The sequence below is a fragment of the Aeromonas sp. 62-46 genome (assembly GCF_001898585.1).
GTDB classification, from domain to species: Bacteria; Pseudomonadota; Gammaproteobacteria; order Enterobacterales; family Aeromonadaceae; genus Aeromonas; species Aeromonas caviae.
Window position 1 is genome coordinate 89,089 of the sequence record NZ_MKUI01000034.1, and the last position, 23,338, is coordinate 112,426.

Below are 23,338 nucleotides of genomic sequence, written 5' to 3' on the forward strand. Positions count from 1 at the left end.
GCTGGATCCCGCTTGCCTGAGGTGGTTAGAATAGGGCCTTCCATGGGTCACAGGATGAGCAAGGATGTTACACAAGCAAGTCAGTTTTATCGTCGACAGCAAGGGCGTCAAGCAGGCTGCCGTGGTCCCCATCGATATCTACAACGAGCTGATGACCCTGCAAAAGGCCCTCTCCGACAACAAGCCGGGGGAGCGCGAGCTCTACCACTTCAACGGCAAGGGGGCAGAGGCCCATGGTTATCCGGTGGGCAAGCGGCAAAACCCCGGTTTCATGGTCCAGGCGGGCTCCACCGCCAACGGCGAGGATGCGGCCTCCCTGCGCGAGGCGGTGATCGAGCTGCGCCAGGAGCTGCTGGGCAAGGGGGTGCTCGTTCCCCACCCCGAAGGGGGCTTCATCTTTACCGCCGATCAGCTCTTCAACAGTCCGAGCCTGGCCGCGAGCCTGGTGGCGGGCAACAACCGAAGCGGGCTGGATGCCTGGCAAAACAGCGCAGGCTACACCCTCAAGCAATCGGGTTTTGGCAAGAAGACCTCCTGATGACGGGGCCCGGCAACGGGCCTCGCTCATGTTTGCCTGAGTGCCCGCGGCGGGCCGCTCATCAGGATGACAAAGAGAGCGGCTTCCCTTTGCGCTGCTAGCCTCAATGCCAGACGCCTGCCAGGAGATGCCGCCATGTCTGGACTCCTTCGCCTCGTGCCCGGGGCGGCCCTGCTCAGTGCCCCCGCCGCTGCGGGCAACGTCCCCCTCGATCTGACCCACAGCGGGGTCGGGCTCTTCGCCCTCGCCATCTTCGCCCTGGCTTATGCCCTGGTGATGGCCGAGGAGTACCTGAAGCTGCGAAAGTCCAAGCCGGTGCTGGTGGCCGCCGGCATCATCTGGATAGCCATCGGCCTGGTCTATACGGGGCAGGGGCACAGCGAGCTGGTTCAGGCCGGTTTTCGCCACAACCTGCTGGAGTATGCCGAGCTGATGCTCTTCTTGCTGGTGGCCATGACCTATGTAAACGCCATGGAGGACAGGCTGCTGTTCGCCGTGCTGCGGGTACGCCTGGTGCAGGCGGGATTCAGCCTGCGTACGCTCTTCTGGCTCACCGGTTTTCTCGCCTTTTTCATCTCCCCCGTGGTGGACAACCTCACCACGGCGCTGCTGATGTGCTCAGTGGTGCTCAACGTGGTCAACGGGGAGCGCCGCTTCATCAACCTGGCCTGCATCAACATCGTCGTGGCAGCCAATGCGGGCGGCGCCTTCAGCCCCTTTGGCGACATCACCACCCTGATGGTGTGGCAGGCGGGCAAGGTGCCGTTCCAGCAGTTCTTGCTGCTCTTCATCCCCGCCCTGCTCAACTTCCTGGTGCCGGCCACCCTGATGAGCCTGATGGTGCCCCGTCTGGTGTCCGCCATGCCGGGCGAGATGGTGGTGCCAAGGCGCGGCGCCGTTGTCATCGTGCTGCTCTTTGTGCTCACCATAGTGACCGCCGTCGCCTGCCATCATTTCCTGGGGTTGCCCCCCGTGCTCGGCATGATGATGGGGCTGGGCTACCTGCAATTCTTCAGTTTCTATCTGCGAAAGACCCAGCCCGTCACCCTGGCCCGGGCACGGGCGCTGTATGAGCGCACCGGGGACGAGGCCAGGCTGCTGCGTCTGGGCTCGGTGGTGCCGTTCGATGTGTTCAACAAGATTGCCAAGGCGGAGTGGGACACCCTGCTCTTCTTCTACGGGGTGGTGATGTGCGTCGGCGGCCTCGGGTTTATGGGGTATCTGGCGCTTGCCTCCCATTTCCTCTATGACGGTGGCGATCCGACCCTGGCCAACGTCACCATCGGCCTGCTCTCCGCCCTGATCGACAACATTCCGGTGATGTTCGCCGTGCTCTCCATGGAGCCGCAGATGAGCACGGGGCAGTGGCTGCTGGTGACATTGACCACCGGGGTGGGGGGCAGTCTGCTTTCGGTCGGCTCCGCCGCCGGGGTGGCCCTGATGGGGCAGGCCAGGGGCATGTATACCTTCGTCGGGCACCTCAAGTGGTTGCCTGCCATTTTGCTTGGTTATATGGTCGGCATAGGGGCGCACCTGTGGCTCAACAGCGCCCTGTTTTAGGGAATCCGGTTCCAGGCACCAGGGAGAGGCAGGATGGGACAACTGTTCGAGGCGCTTTTGCCGCGCCATGTCACCTTTATCGAGGGGCAGAAGATCTTCTTCGTCGGCACGGCAGCCGCGAAGGGATCGGTCAATCTCTCCCCCAAGGGCGGGGATTCGCTGCGCGTCCTCGATGCCCACACCCTGGCCTGGCTCAACCTGACCGGCAGCGGCAACGAGTCCGCGGCCCAGGTGCTGCAACAGCCGCGCATGACGGTGATGTTCTGCGCCTTCGAGGGGGCGCCGCTTATTCTGCGAGCCTATGGCCAGGCACGGGTGCTGCACCGCACTGATCCGCAGTGGCCGTCGTTGCTGGCGCTGTTCCCCCCAAGCGTCGCGGCTCGCCAGATCTTCCTGCTGGACATTGAACGGGTTCAGACGTCGTGCGGCATGTCGGTGCCTCTGTTTGACTATCAGGGAGACAGGGAGGATCTTGCCAACTGGTCGGCCCGTCAGGGCCGGGAGGGGATAGAGGCCTACTGGCGCAAGAAGAACCAGCTAAGCCTGGATGGGCTGGAGAGCGAGATCCTGGCGCGCAGCGGGTTGCAGGCCGATGACTGAGGCCTGCGCCCCGATGCAAAAAGCCCTGTCCATGGACAGGGCTTTTTCATTGCAGGGCATCAGGGGACGCGCTTGCCGCTCAGCAGCCAGTAACTGAGGGCCGACCCCAGGCCGCAACCGGCGATGGCGATGGCCATGGGGAGCGGCGATTCGGGGGGATTGAGGTTGACCAGCACCCCCACCAGGGCCCCAAGGCCAAAGCGCAGGGTACCCGCCAGCGCCGAGGCGGTGCCTGCGGACTGGGGAAAGTGGCCCATCAGGCCGGTCATGGCGTTGGCCCCCACCAGGCTGATGTGGCCGACGAAGAGCACCACCGGGATGACGATACCCCACAGGCCCCCGGTCTGGCTCCAGGCGTTGTAGATGAGCAGGGCCCCGGCGAGCGGCAGCACGGTCAGGCCGTATCGCAGCATGCGCTCGGCACCCACCCCTTTCACCAGCCGGCTGTTGGCGAAGGTGACCACCATCATCAGCAGGATATTGAGGCCAAAGAGCCAGCCGTAGTGCTCGGTCGGCACCTTGAAATACTCGATGTAGACATAGGGGGAGGCGCTCAGGAAGGCGAACATGCCGGAGCTCGACAGGGCGCCGCACAGCACATAGCCCATGGCACCACGGTGGGAGAGCACCCCCCAGTAGTTGCGAAGCACCTGCCCGAGTCGCAGGGGTTGCTTGTGCTCGGGTTTGAGGGTTTCCTCAATTTTCCACTGCATTACCAGGCAGATGAGCAGGCTGATGGCCACCAGCAGCCAGAAGATGACCCGCCAGTCACTGTGAGCACTGATGTACCCCCCCACCACGGGGGCCACCAGGGGGGCGAGGGTCATCACCAGGATGACGAAGGACATGGCGCGGGAAAACGCATCCTTCTCGAACAGGTCGCGCAGCAGGGCGTTGACCACCACGGAACCCGCGGCGCCCCCTGCGGCCTGCAACATGCGCCAGGCGAGGAGCTCAGGCAGGGAGTCCGCCATGGCGCAGCCCACGGAGGCCACGGCAAACATCGTCAGGCCCGCCAGGATCACCGGCTTTCTGCCGAAGCTGTCGGCGAGCGGCCCGTAAAAGAGCTGGCCGATGGCAAAGCCCCCCAGGAAGGCGCTGATGGTGAGCTGGGCGCCGTCGATGCTGGTAGCCAGATCCCGGGCGATGGCGGGAATGGCGGGCAGATACATGTCCACCGCGAGGGGAGTCAGGCCCGCCAGGGCACCGAGCAGGATGAAGAGGAAACGGGGGGAGAGGGAGCTGGCTTGGGGCATAGGGTATCCGAGTCGTGGGCTGGGCCGGGTTAAGAGGCAGGTGTTGAGTCTATCAGTTTTGGCGGGCGCGATCAGGTGCATCCTGCCCGATGCCCTTTTGTCTGGTGTGGCGCCAGAGCAGCCAGAGCCAGGCAAGCCATCCGAGCAGGGAGAGGGCATTGCCGGTGCGCTCCGGCCAGCGTGCCGCCAGGGTCAGGGTGAGGCTGTGGTGGCCCGCCGGAACCCAGAGTTGCATCAACCCCTGGCGATTGGCGCTCACCGTCAGCGTCAGGTGCTCGTCGAGGCGGGCCTCCCAGCCGGGGTAATGGTATTGGTGCAGGACCAGCCGGGTCGGTACCCGGGCCTTGACCTCCAGCGCCAGGGCGCGGGGTTGCCAGCGGGTCAGGCTCCAGCTTGCGCCTGGCGGTTCGGCGCTGACAGGCGGCTGGAACTCCTCCTTCCAGGCGAGCAGGGTCGGGGCGAACATGCCCCCCGGCACCTGCCTTGGCCTGTATTCCCGGGCACTGCGCTTGCTGTCGAACTCGAATGCCATGGCCTCCCGTTCGGGGGCCTGGGTGAGGGGGGCGTGACGCACATAGGCCAGGGTGGAGAGGAGGGTCAGCAGAAATACTCCCCACCAGAGCCACTGCCAGAGACGATGGGGCTGGGTGCCGAGCGCCACCACGGCGACCGTGGCAAGGGCGAGCACCAGGTTGAGCCGCCAGGGAAACTGCACCCGCTGCAAGGGGGGAAGCAGGCTCCAGAGAGGCTGGCTCGGGGGCAGCATCATCAGGAAGGCGACGACGCCGATCGCCCCCCAGCACAGCAGCTCGGGGTGGCGCGGCTCCCGGGCGGCGGCCCAGGCGATGAGCAGCAGGGCCAGGGTCAGCATGCTCTGCCACGCCAGGTGACCGCGAAAACGCCAGTCCTCCCAAGCGCTGGGCAGGCGGTCGAGAAAGTTGCGCCTGTAGTCGAACATGCCGCCGCGCATCAGCTCCATGGAGATGGCCCCCTGATCCGCCAGGGCGGGCAGCAGCAGGGCGGCTGCCATGCAAAGCCCCACACCCTGGGCGCCGAGGGCTTGCCAGCAGGGCGTCAGAGTGCGGGTGCGTCTGGCGAACCAGAAGGCGCGCAAGGTGACCAGCCCCATCATGAGCAAGAGGCTGGGGAGGTGGGAGAAGGCCAGCAGCGCCAGCCCCAGGATCAGCAGGGGCAACCCCTGAGGTCGTCCGCGGTGGGCGAGATCCTGCCCCAGCAGGATAAGGGGAGCCCAGGCGAAGGCCCAGAACTCCGCCAGGGCGAAGCGGGCATAGAGATCCATGGCGACATGATAGGGCAGCGCCAGATAGAGCAGGCTGGCGGCCAGGGCCCGGCCAGGGGGCGTGGTGGCACGCAGCCACAGATAGGCAAACACCCCGGAGAGCAGCAGGGCCAGGGTGGCGCTGCCAAGTAAAGGGTAGGTGGCCTGCTGGGGGTGGGCACCGGGCCCGGCAAAGAGGGCGCTGACGTAGTAGGGGAGCGGGGGATAGAAGAAGAAGGTGGGGCTGCCGAAGCCGCCGTTCATGGCCATCAGCCAGCGGGGATAGAGCTCCCCCTGCCAGAGCTGGCGGGCAAAGTAGTGGCCGGAGAGCAGGTGATGAAACAGATCGTGTCCCTGGCTGCCCCCCTGCCACCAGAGCGGCAGCATCAGCAGGGCGCAGGCCAGCAACAGGGCCAGCGCGACCCGGATCCCCTCCCTGGTTCCGCTCGTGTTTCTTTCCATTGCACTGGTTCCTGACAGACCCGGCTGTGAGTGTAGACGAGTCGTGCGATGCCCTCGCAAGTGCCCGGTTCAGCGGGGCAGGGCGAGCCAGAGGCCGGGTTCGGCGTGAAAGCGGGGGGAAAACCAGAGGGTGTCATAAGGGCCTGGTAGCGCCTCTGCCCCCAGGGGGCGGCGGCTGAGGCGGCAGGCCCCCTGGGTGAGCGCAAGGGCGGCATCCCCCCGGTACCAGCCGTCGGTGACGGGCAGGGTTGTGGTTTCCCTAAGCAGCCTCACTCCCCACTGGGTCACCAGCGCCGGGCACGTTTGTTCGGCCAGTCTGGCGGCCCGGGTCATGGCTGGTGCCACCGGTGGGGTGAGGGTGCAGAGCAGCAACAACAGGGCTCCCAGCATGGCTGTCAGCTCGCCCCGGCGTGGCAGCCAGCCTGCCAGCAGCACGATACCGAGCAGGGTGATGGGCGCGAGATGGCGGGGATTGTCCGGATTCTGGCCAAACAGGGTCCAGAGCAGCAGGGCGAGCCAGTAGAGCGTCCAGAGCACGGAGGGGGCTGGATTGTGATCCTTTGAGCGTTGCCAGAGTGGCAGTACCAGCAAGGCTCCCATCAACAGGGGCCAGAGCGGGGTCAGCTGCTCGTGGAAGGTACGGGCCCAGCTCAGCAGTCGATCCCCGTGGGCCGCCGCCGTGTTGCCCCACAGGGTAAAGTGGCCGTCGGTAAAGCGCCGCCCCTCGCCAAAATAGGCCCAGCCATCGGCCTGCCAGACAAACAGCAGGCAGGCTAGCCCCACCAGCGCGATGGGGAGCAGAAACCTGACGCGCGTGCCCTGCTGCGCCATCCCCAGCCAAAGGGGCAGCAGGGCCAGCACGAAGTAGGAGGGGCGCAGCGCCAGCATGAGGCCCAACAGCAGACCCGCCAGCGCTATCTTGCGCTGTTGCAAAGCCAGGAGCGCGCCCAGCCAGGCGGCCAGCGCAGGCCCGTCGGACAGGCCGGAGAGGGCCAGGGTCGGGGTGAGCGGCAGGGCCAATACCAGCAGCCAGACAGGCGCCAGCAGGCTGGGCCGCTGCCACAATCTGGCCGCGAGGAAGGCGGCGAGCGGCGCCAGCAAGCTGCTCCCCAAGAGGCTGGCCCACTGCACCGCGCGGGCCGGCTCGTCCACCGCCAGATTGATCAGCCGCGCCAGCCAGATAAAGGCGGGGTAGCCCGGAAAGTGGGGGGAGAACTCCAGCACGCTGAAGCGCACCACCCCGTGGGCAAAGTTGAGGGCATCGTCGGAATCGAGCGCTACCGGGAAGGTCAGCAGCCAGCCAAGCCAGGCCAGTTGCAGCAGGGTAAGCAGCCACATGGTGATTGAGCTGGTGGAAGGCCAACGCCGATACGTTGCCTTCCCCCTCATCCCCAGCCCTTCTCCCGCAAGGGGAGAAGGGGGCAAACCGGCGTCCGGGTGCATCTATCGGCAGGCCGTGCGTAGGGTGGGGAGAGTGCAGCGAAACCCACCGTTTGTCACAACGAATTGGCGCAATGATGGGCTGGTGGCCATCAAAGCGGTGCCAGCACGGCCATCAGCGCTTTTTCGGCATCGCTAAAGGCAGCGGCATCGGCAGGTTTGGCACCCACCCCGAACACTCCCGGGTTGCCGATGGCATCGAGCACCTTGGCCAGCGCCTGTTCGGCGGCCTTGCGATCTCCTTCATTCAGGGAGGGGAGGATCAAATCCAAGAAGCGCTTGCTCTTGACCACCAGCACCTTGGCGGTCTGGTAGTCGCCAAGGTTCTGGCTGGCCCCCTCGAGGCGGCGCTCGATCTCCGCCTTGTAGGCCCGGTTGAGCAGGGCGGCGGTGGCTGCGGCGTCTTTGGCCTTGATGGCGGCTGCCAGCGGTGCTTGCAGCTCGACCTTGTGGTGCTGTTCCAGATAGGTCAGCTCCTCGGCAATCTCGCTCAAGGTGGCGCTGGCATCCTTGCCGTCAGTGGCTGCGCCCAGCAGTGCCTCGCGGGCATCGATCAGCGGCTCCTTGCCGGCGGCGGCGTAGGAGTAAGCCTGCGCCTGCCCGCTCAGGGTCAGCAGCAGGGTGAGGGCGAGTAAACCCGGGCGGATGGTCATCCTGTTCTCCTTACTTATGCCAAGAGGTTATGCCCATGGCGCGGCACTCAGGCCACGCTCTGGGTCTCGATCACGGTATTTTCGTTGCGATGATTGAAGGTGTTGCGGCGTCTGTCTGCCTGTTGAACACCAGTCATCGTGCTCACGCCACGCTCTGGGTTTCAATGACGGTATTTTCGTTGCGATGATTGAAGATGGCGTGGCGTCTGTCCACCCCGTCGATCACCATGTCGGCGGCCATCATCCCCATCTCCATGGCGGTGTCGGTGAAGATGTAGCGGAATGTCCCCTGACGGCCGGTCATGATGAGGTTGCTTATCGGCATCAGCGCCTTGATGGCGTCGTTGCGGCGGGCCTGATAACCCAGATCCATCAGCGGATAGGCGTATTCACTGCGCGCTTCGAATGTCTCATCGCCGAGCTTCTGGGTATCGACGCCGAGGCTCGCCAGATCGGCGGTGACCCGGCCGCGCAGATCAGAGAGCGGTGCCTGCCAGGTGGCATCGCCCGGGTTGCAGGGGATCTCCAGCATCACCGAGGTTTGGCCCTGTGGCGCCATAAAGGGGCTGCGCCGGCGCGGCTCCTGCAAACGGGTCGCCAGAATATGGGGGTCGGAGAGGTACTGCCAGGTGTTGTCCGACAGGTTCTCCTGTTTGAGAGGCATATTGACGAAGCGAAGCGACCGGTAGTGCAGATCGCACGGCAAGCCCAGATGCTGGCAGGTAAGCGGCAGCGGCAGGGTGGAGATCACCTGATCAAAGCGCTCGCTCTGTTCAACGTTATCTTGTGACCAATACACCCGTTCGATGCGGCCATCAGCCTGCTCGAGGCGGGTGATGGTGGCGCCGGTTTTGAGCAGGGCCCCTTCGGCCACCAACCGCTCCCCCAGGGTGGTGAAAATCTGGCCGAAGCCATATTTGGGATAGCGGTATTTGCGGGCATAGGTGCGCACCGACATGCTGCCGTTGCGCCTTGGCAGCAGGCGGCGCGCCACGTCTTTGAGATCGATCAGGCTGATGCGCTGGCCAGCCCAGTCGGCGGAGAGCTGGTCCGGGTTGATGCCCCACAACTTGCCGGTGTAGCCCTCGAAGAACTGGCGGTAGAGGGTACGGCCGAAGTGGCTCTGGATCCACTCGGCAAAACTCGCCTTGGCAAAATCGGTGGGTTTCTTGGCAAAGGGCAACAGCAGCAGATCCTTCACCGCCCCGGCCATCAGGGCCAGCGGCGCCGTCTTGAGCAGGTTGGGCAGGTTCAAGGGGTAGTCATAGGTACGCCCGCCAAAGCGGATGACGCTCTTTCGCTCGGCGTGGAGCAGGTCGTCTCCCATCAGCTCGTCGATAAAGGCGAGCAGCTCGGGGTTCTTGGTGATGAAGCGGTGGCCGCCGTAGTCGAAGCGATACTCCCCGTCGCGCCCCTTGAAGGTCTGGGTGGCGCACATGCCGCCGACGACCGGCTCCTGCTCGAACAGGGTGACCGCAAAACCGGCCTGGCGCAGGCGCCAGGCGGCCATCAGACCGGCAGGGCCGGCGCCCAGCACCGCAATGTGCTTCTTGTTGTTGTTGTCGTTCATGAGTGTTCCGAAACGGCGTGATAGCTGGGGGAGCCCGCCTGTGCGCGGCTCCCGAACAGAGTGTGATCCCCGGGCTCAGCCCCTGGTCGGGGCGGCGCTCCCCTGGGGGCGATAGCTGCGATGCCAGAGGGTGACAAAGATCATGAGGTAGCAGGCCCAGGTCAGCAACTGCAGGCCGGCCGGTGAGGCGTTGTAGCCAAACAGGGCGCGCAGGAAGGTGCCGAATACCCCCTGATCGTCGAGGATGTGGCTGATGTTGAAGACCGGCGTGGTCCAGAAGGTGATGACGTCCGCTGCCTGCAACATGTTGACGGCGGACGAGAGCAAGCCTGCGGCGATGATGATGATGAGCAGGCCGGTCCAGCGGAAGAAGGGGGCCAGCGCCACCTTGCGGGTGGAGCGCAGCAGCCCCCACACCAGCACCACAGAGACCAGCAGCCCCGCCAGCGCGCCCATCAGCCCCTGGTGCAGATCCACCCCTTGCCCGGAGTAAACCAGGGCCGAGAAGAAGAGCACGGTTTCAAAGCCTTCGCGCATCACCGCCAGGAAGGCGAGCAGCACCAGACCAAACAGGTTGCCACCGTCGATGGCGGCATCGATGCGCGCCGTCATGGCCCCCACCTGGGATTTGGCCTGTTTTTGCATCCAGATAGCCATATAAGTGAGCACCAGGGTGGCGAAGATCAGGATCCCCGCCATCAAGAGGTGGTTGTAACGTTCGCTCTCGAACTGGCTCACCACCACCTGGAACAGGAAGGCGACGACAAGGGAGGCGACGAGACCTAGGCCCACCCCCAGATAGATGAACTTGTTGTAGCGGCTTGCCCCCAGCTTGGCGAGGTAGGAGAGGCAGATGCCGACCAGCAGGAAGGCTTCCAGCCCCTCGCGCAGGGTAATGAGAAAACTTGCGAACATCAGGATTGAGGCTCCGTATCGGGCGTGAGGGGGAGGGGCTGCAGGGTCAGTTGCAGCCGATTGAGTTGCACTATGGGTGGCTCCGGCAAGCTCGGCTCGGCGGCGCGCACCGCATCATTGACCCACTTGGGGTAGGTGCGGAAATTGAGTCTGATATCGGCCTTGAAGGGCCCCCGGGCATCTGCGGGTAGCGGCCAGGCTTCATCGCGCCAGCCATCGGCCGGGATGCGGGTATCTTCAAGGAGCTTGGCGTAACGCCAGAACTTGAGCCCCACCGGCTTGCCCTCGGCATCGCCAAACACTTTTCTAAATAGCCGCGCATCCTCAGGGACGGCGCCGTTCACCGGCTGGCCGCTTTCAAGCACCCGCTTGCCGCTGGCGTCGGTGACGGTCAGCTCCAGCCAGAGTTCACGGAAATCGGCGACCCCGGTGGGCAGGGCATGGCCTGCGCCGGTATTGGCGACTCTCACTACCAGCGCGGGTTGGCCACTCTGGTTTTCCATGCGGGCCGAGAGGGTCGCGCTGGAGCGCAGCAGCGCCAGGCTCTCCTGCTCAAGGGTTGCACTTCTCAGCCCCACCAGCTGGTGCTGGGCGCCGGTAAAGTTGTGGCGATAGAGTCGTTCTTTTACTGTGCCGTTTTCGGTGGACTGGCCCGCCACCGGCGCGCCGCCGTTGCCAGGTGTAGGATTCATGTGGCAGTCGATGCAGGTGCGCCGTTTGGCGGGATCTTCGGCTTTGGCGAAGCTGGATTTTTCCCACTCATCCCAGGTGTTGACGATATTGGCGCCGGTGCCCGGGGCGAACTCGTTGTGGCACGATTTGCACAGGGCCGCGTCCCGGTAGAAATCCTTCTGGTAGGAGGCCTTGTGCATGGCGGGGCGGGCGTTGATCTGCCGCTCTGCCAGCCAGTGCTGGAGGCTGCCGCCGGCGGCATCCTCGAACACATAGCTCTCGCGGTCTTTCAGATTCACGGTAAAGGCGCTGTTGCCGCCGGCATCCTCGAGCTTGGTGATGCGATGACAGAGCACACAGCCGGTCCCTTCCTCCACCACGGGCTCGCCTTTCTGGTGGGCCGCAATGAGCGAAGCCCCACCCTGCTCGAACATGTGAGAGCCCTTGGGCAGATCAGTCTGACCGTTCATCACCTGCTGGGGCATGTGACAGCCCTGGCACCACTGGCCGAAGGCCTCCCCTTCGGTTTCGCGGGCCAGCGCCTGCACCACCTTGTAGTAGGGGTGGGAGTTGCCCATCAGCCGGTGGTTGCTCTCACTCCAGTCCTGGAACGCCTGTTGGTGGCAGTTCTGGCAGGAGGCGGAGTTGAGCCACTCCTTCGGATGAGTGGTCGGCGCCTTGGCAGGATCCCTGCGCGGGGCATCGAGCCGCAGCCAGTTGGCCAGATAGGGGAGGTTGCCGTCACTGGTCACGAAAGCGTGCAGATCCTCCATCATCGCCTGCACCTCGGGCTGGGGCCTCGCGGGGTCGACCGCATCGGCCCCATCGCGGGTGTCATGGCCCATGCCGCCCTGGGTCTGCTGGGTCATGCGCAGGTATTCGCCGATAAAGTCCCCCGCCACCATGTTGGCGAGGTTGGCGTGGCCGTTGATGGCGTTGTCGCCGCTCTTCTGGCGATGGGCCGCCATCAGATAGCGGTTGGTGAAGTTGAACCCGTCCAGATGGCAGGAGTTGCAGCTCATCCAGTTGTCCCCCGCCATGGGGAAGCGGCTATTGGCGGCAGTATTACCCAGGTTGAACAATCGTTCACCGCGCTTGAGTGCTTTGGGGCGGGGATCCGTCTCTACCAGCTTGGCGAAGTGGGGCACATCGACGGTGACCCGGGCAAACGGGCCGCTGCCGCCGCTATTGAGACGGGTGAGATCCTGCCCCATGACGTTGTGGACCAGGATATGGTCGCCATCGATCAGCAGATCGCGCGGATTCTGGCCCGGCAGGTGACGCAATAGCTGGGTCGCCTTGGCGCCCCCCTGAAACTTCTTGCGGCGGTGGCGGTTGCTGTTCTGCTTGCCGCTGCGCGACAGGTCGAACACCAGCAAGTCTTCGGAACCCGCCAGGGTCAGGTAGACCCGCTTGCCATCGGCGGCGAAGCGCGCCGCGAACGGGTTGGAGACGATCTGGCTGCGGTTGCCGACGCTGGGCAGGTTGATCTGCAAGAAGAGCTGTTTTCTTTCATCGACCCGCTCCTTCTCTTCATCGAGATCGATGATGGAGACGGCCGGGAAGACGGTGCTCTGAAACTGGAAGGGGTGGTCGAAACTCCAGAGCACGTGGGGCAGCCAGGCTTCGCTGCCATCGGGGGAGAGGGCGATGCCGTCCAGCAGGCGCGGCAAGCCCTGGGAGTCGCTCGGGGTATCGCTGTGGGTTTCCGCCAGGGTGATGAGCTTGGGCTTGGGGAGGGTAGCGCCCTTCTCAAGTTTGGCGAGATCATAGATGGCGAGCTGGCCTGTCATGGCGTGGGTGAGCAGCAGGCGATCGTCGTCGGTCAGTGCCAGCCCGCGGGGAGTCTCGGCGGTTTTTGCATCCAGCTGGAGGTTGCCCGCCCTGTCATAAGCCTGAAGGCGCCCTCCCTCGAACAGCGTGACCCAGAACCACTGACGCTTGGGATCGAAGATGACGCCATAGGGTCTATGGTCGGTGGGGATCGCCTTGTCCAGGGTGAGATCATCCTCCAAGAGCAGCAGGCGATCGCCGCTGTAATCGGTGACCAGCAGGGTGTCGTCATCGGCGCGGGCCAGCTGGCGCAGGTCGCCACCTAGTTGTGCCTCTTTGAGTCGCTTGCCGCTATCGCGCTCAAGCAGGGTGACGGAGCCGGCACTCTGGTTGGCGGTGACGAGGCGCGGGGCGCTCCCCTCGTCATAGGCAATCATGGCGGCGCCCATCTCCCGGGCCGAGGCGGTCCCCAGCAGCAGGGCGGCCAACATCAGGGATAACAACAACTTCAACATAAGATCAGGTGCGCCATTTCAAGATGGTCCAGCGCCAGGCGTGGCGCAGCACCAGGGGCGTCAACGCGAGCGCGCTCAGCCAGTGGGCCCAGCTGGCAAGGTTGCCGAGGCTATCCCCCGGGGTACCGTGCAGCACCAGCACCAGTCCGCTGGCCAGACAGATCAGCAGCAAGGCTTCGATGATGCGCCCGGTGGTGCGCAGAAAAGGCTTGCGGCTCTTGCGCAGCAGGCTGCGATGGGAAAGCCAGAAGGCGCCAAACAGCAAGGGGAACAGGGTGAGCGAGAGGGCGACGTGCAAAAACAGGTTCCAGCGCGCCAGGGACCAGGTCGGCGTCAGGGGTTCCCACAGCAGCAGACCGGAGAAAAACATCAGATAAAGGGCACCCTCGGCCGCCTGATGGTGATAGGCCAGCCACTGCCAGCAGTGTCGTGGTGAGAGGGAAAGACTCGTCATGGGTGCTCCAGCTCCCGGGCGGTTCAGCCCGGGGCGAGCAAGTTTACAATGCAGTAAGGGTAATGAAAAGAGTTATCAATTCGGCTCTTGATGAATAGACCCTGAATGGCGCCGGGCCCTATTTGTGCTCCGCCAGCCGCTCGGTCACCGCATAGATAAGTGCCGCGGTGGAGAAGGCGAGGAAGACGATGACCGACCACTTCATCTCGATCTCGTTGCCGGTGCCGTCGTCGAGGAAGGCTTTGAGCACCTCGATGCCGGCGATGGTCACCAGGGAGTTGATGACGATGAGTTTGAGGGACGCGAAGTTGATCTTGCTGAGCCAGTTGTCGCCAAGGGCTGCTCGCTGCTCCGGGGTCTTGATGAACTGCACGTAGCCGCAGATGGCCACCAGGATCAGCATCTGGGCCACCAGCACGAAGTCCACCAGGGTGAGTACCCCCGTGATGAGGTCCAGATAGTGGATGTCGATGATATCGCGGCACAGCACATAGAGCTGCATGGCGAACTTCACCATCAGGAGGGCGACACAGATAAGGATGCAGACATAGAAGGGGAACATCATCAACCGGCTGCCGTTGAGCATGACGTTGAAGCGGCGCATGGGAAACTCCATCGAAAAGGAAGGCAGCCAGAATATCCGGAAAGAAAGGAGCGGGAAAGCGCCTTGGCGCTTCCCGCCCGGCCTAGAGGGGGAAGGTGGGAAGGCCCTGGAACAACTGCTGCAACCCCTCGCTCCAGGCCTTTCGCAGCGCCACGAAATGGGGGTTCTGTTCGGTGATGCGGTGCTGGTTCGTCGCCGAGAAGCTGCCCTCGTGATAGACCAGGGCATCCAGGGGCAAGCCCACCGACAGATTGCTGCGCAGGGTCGAGTCGATGGAGATGAGGGCGCACTGCAGGGCGGTTTGAAGCGGCGTCTCATGGTGGATGATGCGATCGATGATGGGCTTGCCGTACTTGCTCTCACCAATCTGGAAATAGGGGGTGTCGGCGCTCGCCTCGATGAAGTTGCCCTCCGGGTAGATATGGAACAGGCGGTGGCGCTCCCCCCGGATCTGCCCCCCCAGCAGGATGTTGCAGCCGAAGTTGATATGGCCCTGCTGCTGACCCCCATCCCGGCTGATGACGGTGCGTATGGTCTGGCCGATGAGGGCGGCAGCCTCGTAGAGGCTGGGGAGGGCAAGGAGCTCCTGCCCCTCCGTCAGCAGGCTGATGACGCTCTGGGTGGTGGCCAGATTGCCCGCGCTTTGCAGCACTATCACCCTGTCCTCCCGGGTGAAGAGGTGCAATTTGCGAAAGGTGGCGATGTGATCCACCCCCGCATTGGTGCGCGAATCGGACGCAAACACCATGCCGTCTTGCAGGCACATGGCGACGCAATAGGTCATGACCGCACTCCCGCCAGGACTCTCCCGGTCTTCATTGCTGCTGTCCATCCAGGCGGGTCACCTGCGCCTGGCTCTGCAACTGTTCGCACCCGCCGCCATAGCGCACGCCGCGCACCGGACAGGCATCCAGATAATCCATGCCGACTGCGAGCTTGAGGTGCTCGCTGGTGGAGCTGGTGAGGTTGGTGACGTCGAACGTGTGCCAGCGCTCCTCGATCCACACCTCGGCCCAGGCGTGCATCGCCACGTGGCTGTTGTCCTGGCTGTAGAGGTAACCGCTCACGTACCGGGCCGGCAGGCCGGCGTGGCGGCAGCAGGTCAGGAAGACATGGGTGTGGTCCTGGCAGACGCCGCTGCCCGACGCGAGGGCCTCGTCGGCGCTGAAGGTGGCATCCGTGCTGCCGGGCTGATAGGGCATCAGCACCAGGATGCGTGCCATCAGGCTCTGCAAGTCGGCCAGGGTCGGCTCCTCTGGCAGGCAGGCCTTCGCGAGATCCTGCAGGGCCGGGGTCGGTCTGGTGAGGGGGGTGGGCCTCAGGTAGCTCAGGGGAGAGATGAGGGAGGACTCCTCATCTTCCGGGGCGTCGTCGCAGATCTCCACCTCCCCGTGGGCGCGGATCAGGATCCCCTCGTGGGGGGACTCCAGGCTCAGCACGTGCAGTATGTTGCCGTAACCGTCCGTGGTACAGGTGGCCTCCCCCGGTAGCTCCAGCTCCCAGGAGAGGATCTGCTGGCGGGCCGTGCTGTGGGGGGTCAGGCGCAGGTACTGGGTACTGCGGCGCACCACGTCGGCATAGTGGTAGCGGGTCTGGTGATCGATGATGAGTCTCATAATACCTCCAGGTAGGCGGCGTGGATGCTCTGGCCGATGGCGCCGATGTCGCTGAGGAAATCACTCAGGTACGCCTGCATGCCGAGGGCAAAGACATCGTCGATGGCGCCATAGGTCAGATGGGCGTTGAGTATGGTGGTCAGGCGCCGGGGCGTCTGACCGGCGTTGCCCTCGATCTGGGCCAGGATCAGCTCCATCTCGTCGAGACAGGCCCGCAGGGAACGCGGCACTTCATTGCGCAGGATCAGCAGCTCGGCGATGGAGGCATGGGAGAGTGTCTTGTAGAGAGTCTGGTGGGCCTCGTAAGCACCCACTGACCGCAACAGGGCGTTCCAGCGGTAGAACTCGCGCACGCTGTCCTCGTCCTCCCGGATCACCTGATACTTCACGGTCAGGATGCGCGCCGTGTTGTCGGCCCGCTCGATGAAGGTGCCAAGGCGCAGGAACCAGAGCACGTCACCGCGCATGATGGTGCCATAGGTGGCGCCGCGAAACTGGTGGGAGCGCTCCTTGATCCAGTCGAAGAACTCCTGGGCCTGGCCGCTGGAGAGGCCCGCCTGGCGGCGCCGGCGGATCTCTATCCAGGCGGCGTTGATGCTCTCCCACACCTCACCGGGGATCTTGCCCCGCACGGCGTGGGCGTTGTCCCTGGCCATGCGCAGACAACTGAAGATGCTGCTCGGGTTCTCCTCGTCGAAGCAGAAAAATTGCAGCAGGTTCTCCATGTTCACCTGGCCGTAGCGGGCCAGGAAGGGCTCGTGAGTGCCGCTGATGGTGAGAGGCGCCACCAGCTCGCTGTGATCGGCGTCGATGGAGGGCATCAGCGACATGGTCTGGGTGACGTCCAGCATGCGCGCCGTGTTCTCCGCCCGCTCCAGATGGCGGGACATCCAGTAAAGTTCGCTTGCGGTGCGGCTCAGCATGGGCTGCCCTCCATGACCCAGGTGTCCTTGGTGCCACCACCCTGGGAGGAGTTGACCACCAGGGAGCCTTCGGTGAGGGCGACCCGGGTCAGGCCGCCCGGTACCAGGCGCAGCTCCTGCCCCGTGAGAACGAAGGGGCGCAGATCGATGTGGCGAGGGGCGATGCCGGCGTCGACGAAGGTCGGGCAGGTGGAGAGGGAGAGGGTCGGCTGGGCGATGTAGTTGTCCGGCCGCGCCTTGAGCAGCTCGCGAAAACGGGCCAGCTCCTCGCGACTGGCGCAGGGGCCGATAAGCATGCCGTAGCCGCCGGCGCCATGGACCTCCTTGACCACCAGCTCCTCCAGATTGGCCAGCACGTGGGAGAGGGCAGCCGGCTCGCGGCACTGCCAGGTGGGCACGTTGTTGAGAATGGGATCTTCCCCCAGATAGAAGCGGATCATCTCCGGCACATAGGGGTAGATGGACTTGTCATCCGCCACCCCGGTGCCGATGGCATTGGCCAGCACCACGCCGCCGGCGCGGTAGACCGAGAGCAGCCCGGGCACGCCGATGAGGGAGTCCGGGTTGAAGGCGAGGGGATCGAGGAAGTCGTCGTCGATGCGGCGATAGATGACATCCACCCTTTTCAGCCCCGTGGTGGTGCGCATCAGCACCTGACCATCCTTGACCACCAGATCCGCGCTCTCCACCAGCTCCACCCCCATCTGCTGGGCGAGGAAGCTGTGCTCGAAGTAGGCGCTGTTGAAGCGTCCTGGAGTCATCACCACCACGCAGGGGTTGTCCACCGGGCTGCTCTCGCGCAGGGTCTGCAGCAACAGGGCCGGGTAGCGCTCCACCGGTGCGATGGGCTGGTTGTGAAACAGCTCCGGGAAGAGGCGCATCATCATCTTGCGGTTCTCCAGCATGTAGGAGACCCCGGAGGGGGTGCGCAGGTTGTCCTCCAGCACATAGTACTCACCGTCGTGGTTGCGGATGATGTCGACCCCGGTGATGTGGACATAGGTGTCCCGGTGCAGGTCGACCCCCTGCATGCAGGGCTGGTACTGGGCATTGGTGAGGATCTGGGCGGCCGGGATCACCCCCGCCTTCAGGATGCGCTGATCGTGATAGATATCGTGCAGAAAGGCATTGAGGGCGGTGACGCGCTGGCGGATCCCCTTGTCCAGATGTTGCCACTCCCGGGCGGGAATGATGCGGGGAATGCTGTCGAACGGGATGAGGCGCTCGGCGCCGTCCCCGTCTCCGTAGACGTTGAAGGTGATGCCGACCCGGCGAAACAGCAGGTCGGCCTCTTCACGCTTGCGCTCTATGCTCTTCTCGTCGGTCTGGTGCAGCCACGAGAGGTAGGCGTGGTAATGATCGCGAAACTGGTTGTCGGTGAGCAGCATCTCGTCGTAACAACCGGGTCCGGGGGGCTTGATGGGCAGCATAGGCAACTCCTTGTGACGTCCCTGCGTACATCACAAAGTGCAAGGGCTGTGCCAGCCAATTGAGTCGCTATCGAAGCCAGTGTCAGTAATTTTTTATTGAAAAATCATATGGATGACTTTTATATCATCACGGGGCAAGGCAGGGCGCACCAGAGTGGTACCCCATAGAGGGTAAGCCTGCGCCATCTTGTGGCAACAGGCCATGAGGGCAAGGGACGGACGCATAGGGATGCGGGGGCGGAAGGCGAGCGCCCTTGCCCCGAGGTGGGGCAGGGGGATAAGAAAGAACCCGGCCGATGGCCGGGCTTGGGGGGATTCAGGCATCGGGAGTGGAGGGGCGGCCTGCTGGCCCCAACGTTCAACCTTCTGGATGGGGATCATGCAGGGACGGGGCCAGGGCAAACCAGGCCGAAGCCAGGTCCGGGCTGCCCAGCGGCGTCGCGGCCATGAGGTCACGAACGTCAAACTCGTCCGGCACGCGGGCGGCGTGATGTTCCCAGACATGATCCAGCGTGGCTTCCTGGCGTGCGGGCAGGGCGGCAATCTCGGCGGGGCTGCAAAGCCCGTGGTGCAGGAGCTGGGGAGCATAATCGAGCATGAGCTGCTCCCGGCAGGCCGTGCGGATGTCGTCCCTGCTCCCCAGGTGACGCAAGGCTTCCAGGTTGCCAGCAAGCCAGCCGAGGCGGGCCGTCTCGCAGCCGAGGTCGTGCCAGGTGGCCAGTTTGTCCGTCGCGTCGGCCAGTTGTTGATTCATCTGTCGGCGCATCCGCAGCAGCAGTTGGCCCAGGGGGGTGTCGTCATCCAGGGATTCATCAGGCCAGGCCAGAATATCCTTCGCCACCTTCATCAGGACGGGCATGCTGTCTCCCTCGGCGGTGCCGACCAGATCGCACAGTTGCAGGGTAGGGGCGATGCGATTTCGCAGGAATTTTCCCTGGGCACCACACCGCTGCATGCAATGTTGCAGGGAGGTTCGCATCAGTTCGACGGCGACGGCCTTGACCAGGCCAGCGTCTGTCTGAAAGCGGGAGGAGTGCCGCCCATCCGGCAAATGTCGTTGCTTTATCCCTTCATACAGCGCCATGGCGGCCAGCCCCGTCACATAGGCACGAGTCAGTATCCGGCGGTGCAGGGCATGGTGCGCCAGCGGTATGACCCGCCCGTTGTGGGCGTGAAGCGGTCGTTGCTGCGCGTAGTGAATGGCCAGTGCGAGGCTCAGTTTCAAGCCGGGGATCAGGGAGGCGGTCAGCACCAGTTTTCCCCACTCAACACGGCGCAGGGAGCTGAAGAAAATGTCGCGTTGGCTGGCAAGACGAGAGTGAAAGACGCCCCCTGCACTGATGTCGTGCTCATGACCCCTGAGCCATGCCCAGCGGGGGAGCGCCACCTGCTCGAAGGTGATGATGGCGTGATCCACCACGTCGAAGTAGGGGAGGTCGAGCACGTCCGGGCTGGAGACGCTGACCCCCTGACACAGTGCGCCACGGGCGTCCCGGCAGGGCACCAGAAAGGGATGAATGCCGCAGTCTTGCTCGTCGACCCACAATCTGGCCATCACCACGCTGCTCTTGGGTTGCCCTTCCAGGGCGATGTAGGGCATGAACTTGGCGGCATGCCGATGGGGCGTATGGAGGATAAAGCCGTCAGTGGCACAGTCGTAGCGGACTTCGGTTGCCATGCTCATGGCATTGTTGCCACAACCGAGCTCGGTGACCAGATAGAGCCCGTGAGTGCGCAGGGCCAGAGCCTCCTCAATCTGACCGATGATCTCCGGATGGTGCCGATCCCCCAGTTCCAGCAGCGTGCCGAGATAGAGATTGTAATGACTGGCCAGCAAGGGGCAGAGCCCCCCTTGCCGGGTCAGGCAGGGAGACTCCATCAGGGTGAGGAGGGGGGCCAGGTCGTCAACGATATCCTCTTGCCCGAGTGCAGCCGTGCTGGCGACAGTGTGGAAAATCCGGTAGATGGCCCGGGTCCGTTGTGCCTTCTCGAGATGATGGAGATCGGGGAACAGGGTGTCGTTGAGTGCCAGGGCATGCAGGCGACTGGCCAGTGAAGCAGGGTGTGACATGATGGCTCCTTGACTGGATAGATCCAAATGGTCCTTTTTGAATCAATCATAGTCTTTGGGATCTCTGTGACACCCTGGTGACGAGCCTGGTGATGAGTAAGGGTCGTCATCGAAGGCCATGGGGAATCAGGAAAGCAAGCAGGTGGCGGTTTGGCGCGCCATCGGGCAGGGGGGCCGTGGACAGGCCCGGAAGAGCAGATATGAAAAAGCCCAGCCAAAAGGCTGGGCTTTAAAATGTGGCTCCCTCGACAGGACTTGAACCTGTGACATACGGATTAACAGTCCGCCGTTCTACCGACTGAACTACGAGGGAATTGGCTCCTCCTACTGGACTTGAACCAGTGACATACGGATTAACAGTCCGCCGTTCTACCGACTGAACTACGAGGGAATTGGCTCCTCCTACTGGACTTGAACCAGTGACATACGGATTAACAGTCCGCCGTTCTACCGACTGAACTAAGGAGGAATAGCCTGTCTCGTCGAGACGGGGCGGATATTAATGGCCCATCTCCTGGGTGTCAACCCGCCTGTCGGCGTAAAAAATGGCTTTTTGGCCCGTTTGCCCAAAACTTGGGCAGCGCGGACTATTTTCAGCACAATCAGGAGCTTGAGATCGCGCCTTCGGTCGGGTTGTGCCTGCTTGGTATCCTGATTCCCGCATACTGCCAGGAGGAGGCGTGGTGTCGTTCATCCGCAGAGTACCGTGCCCGGGGAAACCTGCCGTGGCGGGAAACGGCGTTGATATTCGGGGTGTCACCGACAATATTGCGCGCTCATGGCCATTTCTTGATCCCGCCCATCGAATTATCTGGCCGGGTCGGGTATGGTTGCCTTCGATACCATCGCCGCGTCGACAGCTCTGCCGGCCCTTGATGATGATCGGGTGCCGGTTCACCCCGGCCTTTGTCTCCCTCTTCTGGTATTACCCTAGACATGCACAATCAAGCTTCCTTACAAGGCGTGAAGCTGGCCATCGCATTGCGCCAATCCTGCATTGACGAACCCTACAGCGTGGCGCGCTTTGGCCGCGACCTCATCGCCGGCATCACGGTCGGCATCATCGCCATTCCCCTTGCCATGGCGCTGGCCATCGCCAGTGGGGTGCCGCCCCAGCACGGGCTTTATACCGCCATCATCGCCGGCATCGTCATCGCCGTGACCGGGGGATCCCGCTTCTCCATTTCGGGCCCCACTGCCGCCTTCGTGGTGATCCTCTACCCGGTGGCCCAGCAATTTGGCGTGGGCGGCCTGTTGATGGCCACCCTCATCTCGGGCTGTTTCCTTGTGGCCATGGGCATGGCGCGTCTCGGGCGCCTCATCGAGTACATTCCCCCCTCGGTGACCCTGGGGTTCACCGGTGGTATCGCCATCGTCATCGCCACCCTGCAGATCAAGGATTTCTTCGGCCTGCAGGTCCTGGAGATGCCGGAAACCTATCTGGGCAAGGTGCAGGCGCTGGCTCATGCCCTGTCAAGCTGGCAGTGGGGAGACACCCTGGTGGGTGTGGCAACCCTGGCGGTGCTGCTGCTCTGGCCGAGATTGCGCCTGCCGGTACCCGGCCATCTGCCCGCGGTGCTGGTGGGGGTGGGGCTCGGGTTTGGTCTGCACCAGTTCGGGGTGGACGTCGCCACCATCGGCAGCAAGTTCAGCTATACCCTGGCCGATGGAACCCAGGGCATGGGTATTCCCCCCATCGCGCCGACGCTGGTGATGCCCTGGGCGCTGCCGGGGCCGGACGGGGCTCCGGTGGAGTGGAACCTCGCCGCCATCGAGCGGCTGCTGCCCGCCGCCTTCTCCATGGCCATGCTGGGGGCCATCGAATCCCTGCTCTGCGCCGTGGTGCTCGATGGCATGACGGGTCGCAAGCACAGCTCCAACGGCGAGCTGGTGGGGCAGGGCCTTGGCAACATCCTGGCCCCCTTCTTCGGTGGCATCACGGCGACGGCCGCCATCGCGCGCTCCGCCGCCAACGTGCGGGCCGGTGCCACCTCGCCCATTTCCGGTATTGTCCATGCGCTGGTGGTACTGGCCGCGATCCTGGTGCTGGCTCCCTGGCTCTCCTGGTTGCCGCTCTCTGCCATGGCGGCCCTGTTGCTGCTGGTGGCCTGGAACATGAGCGAGGCCCACAAGGTGGTGGATCTGGTGCGCCGGGCGCCCAAATCCGATGTACTGGTGCTGCTGGTCTGCCTGTCGCTGACCGTCATCTTCGACATGGTCATCGCCATCACCTTCGGGGTGATCCTGGCCTCTTTGCTGTTCATGCGCGAGATAGCCAAGATGACCAGGCTGCACAACCTGGCGGATCACAAGCGCTATGCCAGCGAGGTGTCCCCCTCGACCCTTGTCTACAAGATCAACGGGCCACTGTTCTTTGCCGCCGCCGAGCGGGTCTTTGACGAGTTGCTTGCCCAGGTGAAGGACCACAAGGAGTTGATCCTGCAAATGGAGGCGGTCTCCATCCTGGATGCTGGCGGTCTCACCGCCTTCCAGCAGTTCGCAAAACGCATGGCCAAGGCGGGGGTCCGTCTCAAGGTGGCTGAATTGCAATTCCAGCCCCTCAAGACCCTGGCGCGGGCCAAGGTGCGTCCGGTGGCGGGAGAGCTGGAGTTCTACGGCTCGCTGGAAGAGGCAATTCGAGGAGAACATTTGCACGAAGCGGTTGAAAATTGATGGAAAGGGATAGGAAATGGCATATTTTTAGTCACTTGGTTCGCTTATTGAGCAAACAGTGGCAAAAGATAAAAAATTGCATTGACCGCCTCGCGCCTATCCCTTACATTACGCCCCGTTCCAGCGCAACGGCGCAGCGAATTCGTGTTGGCTGAACACGTTAAAGCACAGACCAAAATTGGGTGCGGTGTCCGAGTGGCTGCCCACCGACGAAGTCGGCAAGATGTACGTTTACGTGCTCCGAAAGCCACTTCAAAGAAGTAAAAATTTGGTGAGGTGTCCGAGTGGCTGAAGGAGCACGCCTGGAAAGTGTGTATACGGCAACGTATCGAGG

General features: G+C 63.6%; 18 protein-coding genes and 3 tRNA genes. 4 read left to right on the forward strand and 17 right to left on the reverse strand.

What is annotated here, in order from left to right; translation table 11 throughout:
* Positions 1–64: 64 nt before the first annotated feature.
* From BGO64_RS11685 to BGO64_RS11695, 3 genes are all read left to right on the forward strand, one after another.
* Positions 65–538: a DUF4357 domain-containing protein gene (locus BGO64_RS11685; RefSeq protein ID WP_010674381.1), complete on the forward strand. Its 474-nt coding sequence runs from the start codon at positions 65–67 to the stop codon at positions 536–538.
* 135 nt (positions 539–673) lie between these two features.
* Positions 674–2,098, forward strand: coding sequence for a sodium:proton antiporter NhaD (nhaD, locus tag BGO64_RS11690; protein ID WP_286700708.1), 1,425 nt, complete (start codon positions 674–676; stop codon positions 2,096–2,098).
* Between the two features lie 33 nt (positions 2,099–2,131).
* Positions 2,132–2,698, forward strand: coding sequence for a pyridoxamine 5'-phosphate oxidase family protein (locus BGO64_RS11695; protein WP_219604682.1), 567 nt, complete (start codon positions 2,132–2,134; stop codon positions 2,696–2,698).
* A gap of 59 nt (positions 2,699–2,757) precedes the next feature.
* Here the strand turns inward: BGO64_RS11695 and BGO64_RS11700 are convergent, their stop codons facing one another.
* From BGO64_RS11700 to BGO64_RS11780, 17 genes are all read right to left on the reverse strand, one after another.
* On the reverse strand, positions 2,758–3,954 hold the full coding sequence (locus BGO64_RS11700) for a Bcr/CflA family multidrug efflux MFS transporter (RefSeq protein WP_010674385.1): 1,197 nt from the start codon (positions 3,952–3,954) through the stop codon (positions 2,758–2,760).
* Positions 3,955–4,006: 52 nt separating this feature from the next.
* Entirely contained in the window at positions 4,007–5,695 is a 1,689-nt protein-coding gene (locus tag BGO64_RS11705; RefSeq protein WP_286700709.1) for a putative glycosyltransferase family protein, read from the reverse strand.
* Positions 5,696–5,764: 69 nt separating this feature from the next.
* On the reverse strand, positions 5,765–7,027 hold the full coding sequence (locus tag BGO64_RS11710; RefSeq protein ID WP_286700714.1) for a hypothetical protein: 1,263 nt from the start codon (positions 7,025–7,027) through the stop codon (positions 5,765–5,767).
* Positions 7,028–7,227: 200 nt separating this feature from the next.
* On the reverse strand, positions 7,228–7,788 hold the full coding sequence (locus tag BGO64_RS11715; protein WP_286700710.1) for a hypothetical protein: 561 nt from the start codon (positions 7,786–7,788) through the stop codon (positions 7,228–7,230).
* A 142-nt stretch (positions 7,789–7,930) separates the two neighbouring features.
* Positions 7,931–9,358 carry an NAD(P)/FAD-dependent oxidoreductase gene (locus BGO64_RS11720; RefSeq protein ID WP_286700711.1) on the reverse strand — a complete coding sequence of 476 codons (1,428 nt, stop codon included), beginning with the start codon at positions 9,356–9,358 and terminating at the stop codon, positions 7,931–7,933.
* 75 nt (positions 9,359–9,433) lie between these two features.
* A complete protein-coding gene (locus tag BGO64_RS11725; RefSeq protein WP_124244849.1) occupies positions 9,434–10,273 on the reverse strand; it encodes an FTR1 family iron permease in 840 nt (279 codons plus the stop codon).
* Positions 10,273–13,233 carry a YncE family protein gene (locus BGO64_RS11730; RefSeq protein ID WP_286700712.1) on the reverse strand — a complete coding sequence of 987 codons (2,961 nt, stop codon included), beginning with the start codon at positions 13,231–13,233 and terminating at the stop codon, positions 10,273–10,275. Before BGO64_RS11730 ends, BGO64_RS11725 begins: the two co-directional genes overlap by 1 nt.
* A 4-nt stretch (positions 13,234–13,237) precedes the next feature.
* Positions 13,238–13,687: a hypothetical protein gene (locus tag BGO64_RS11735; RefSeq protein WP_039038940.1), complete on the reverse strand. Its 450-nt coding sequence runs from the start codon at positions 13,685–13,687 to the stop codon at positions 13,238–13,240.
* 118 nt (positions 13,688–13,805) lie between these two features.
* Complete coding sequence (locus tag BGO64_RS11740) at positions 13,806–14,291, reverse strand: YqhA family protein (RefSeq protein ID WP_010674393.1); 486 nt, start codon at positions 14,289–14,291, stop codon at positions 13,806–13,808.
* A gap of 82 nt (positions 14,292–14,373) precedes the next feature.
* Positions 14,374–15,075: a proteasome-type protease gene (locus BGO64_RS11745; RefSeq protein ID WP_048207451.1), complete on the reverse strand. Its 702-nt coding sequence runs from the start codon at positions 15,073–15,075 to the stop codon at positions 14,374–14,376.
* 31 nt (positions 15,076–15,106) lie between these two features.
* Positions 15,107–15,907: a transglutaminase family protein gene (locus BGO64_RS11750; RefSeq protein ID WP_010674395.1), complete on the reverse strand. Its 801-nt coding sequence runs from the start codon at positions 15,905–15,907 to the stop codon at positions 15,107–15,109.
* Positions 15,904–16,830: an alpha-E domain-containing protein gene (locus tag BGO64_RS11755; protein WP_039038937.1), complete on the reverse strand. Its 927-nt coding sequence runs from the start codon at positions 16,828–16,830 to the stop codon at positions 15,904–15,906. The genes BGO64_RS11750 and BGO64_RS11755 overlap by 4 nt, the downstream gene beginning before the upstream one ends.
* Entirely contained in the window at positions 16,824–18,260 is a 1,437-nt protein-coding gene (locus tag BGO64_RS11760) for a circularly permuted type 2 ATP-grasp protein (RefSeq protein WP_010674397.1), read from the reverse strand. The genes BGO64_RS11755 and BGO64_RS11760 overlap by 7 nt, the downstream gene beginning before the upstream one ends.
* 358 nt (positions 18,261–18,618) lie before the next feature.
* On the reverse strand, positions 18,619–20,331 hold the full coding sequence (locus tag BGO64_RS11765) for an acyl-CoA dehydrogenase family protein (protein WP_286700713.1): 1,713 nt from the start codon (positions 20,329–20,331) through the stop codon (positions 18,619–18,621).
* 237 nt (positions 20,332–20,568) lie between these two features.
* A tRNA-Asn gene (locus tag BGO64_RS11770) sits at positions 20,569–20,644 on the reverse strand.
* A 2-nt stretch (positions 20,645–20,646) separates the two neighbouring features.
* Positions 20,647–20,721 (reverse strand) — tRNA-Asn (locus BGO64_RS11775).
* 3 nt (positions 20,722–20,724) lie between these two features.
* Positions 20,725–20,800, reverse strand: a tRNA-Asn gene (locus BGO64_RS11780).
* Positions 20,801–21,267: 467 nt separating this feature from the next.
* Between BGO64_RS11780 and dauA the strand changes: the two genes are divergently transcribed.
* Positions 21,268–23,004: a C4-dicarboxylic acid transporter DauA gene (gene dauA / locus BGO64_RS11785; protein WP_261999457.1), complete on the forward strand. Its 1,737-nt coding sequence runs from the start codon at positions 21,268–21,270 to the stop codon at positions 23,002–23,004.
* Positions 23,005–23,338 lie beyond the last annotated feature (334 nt).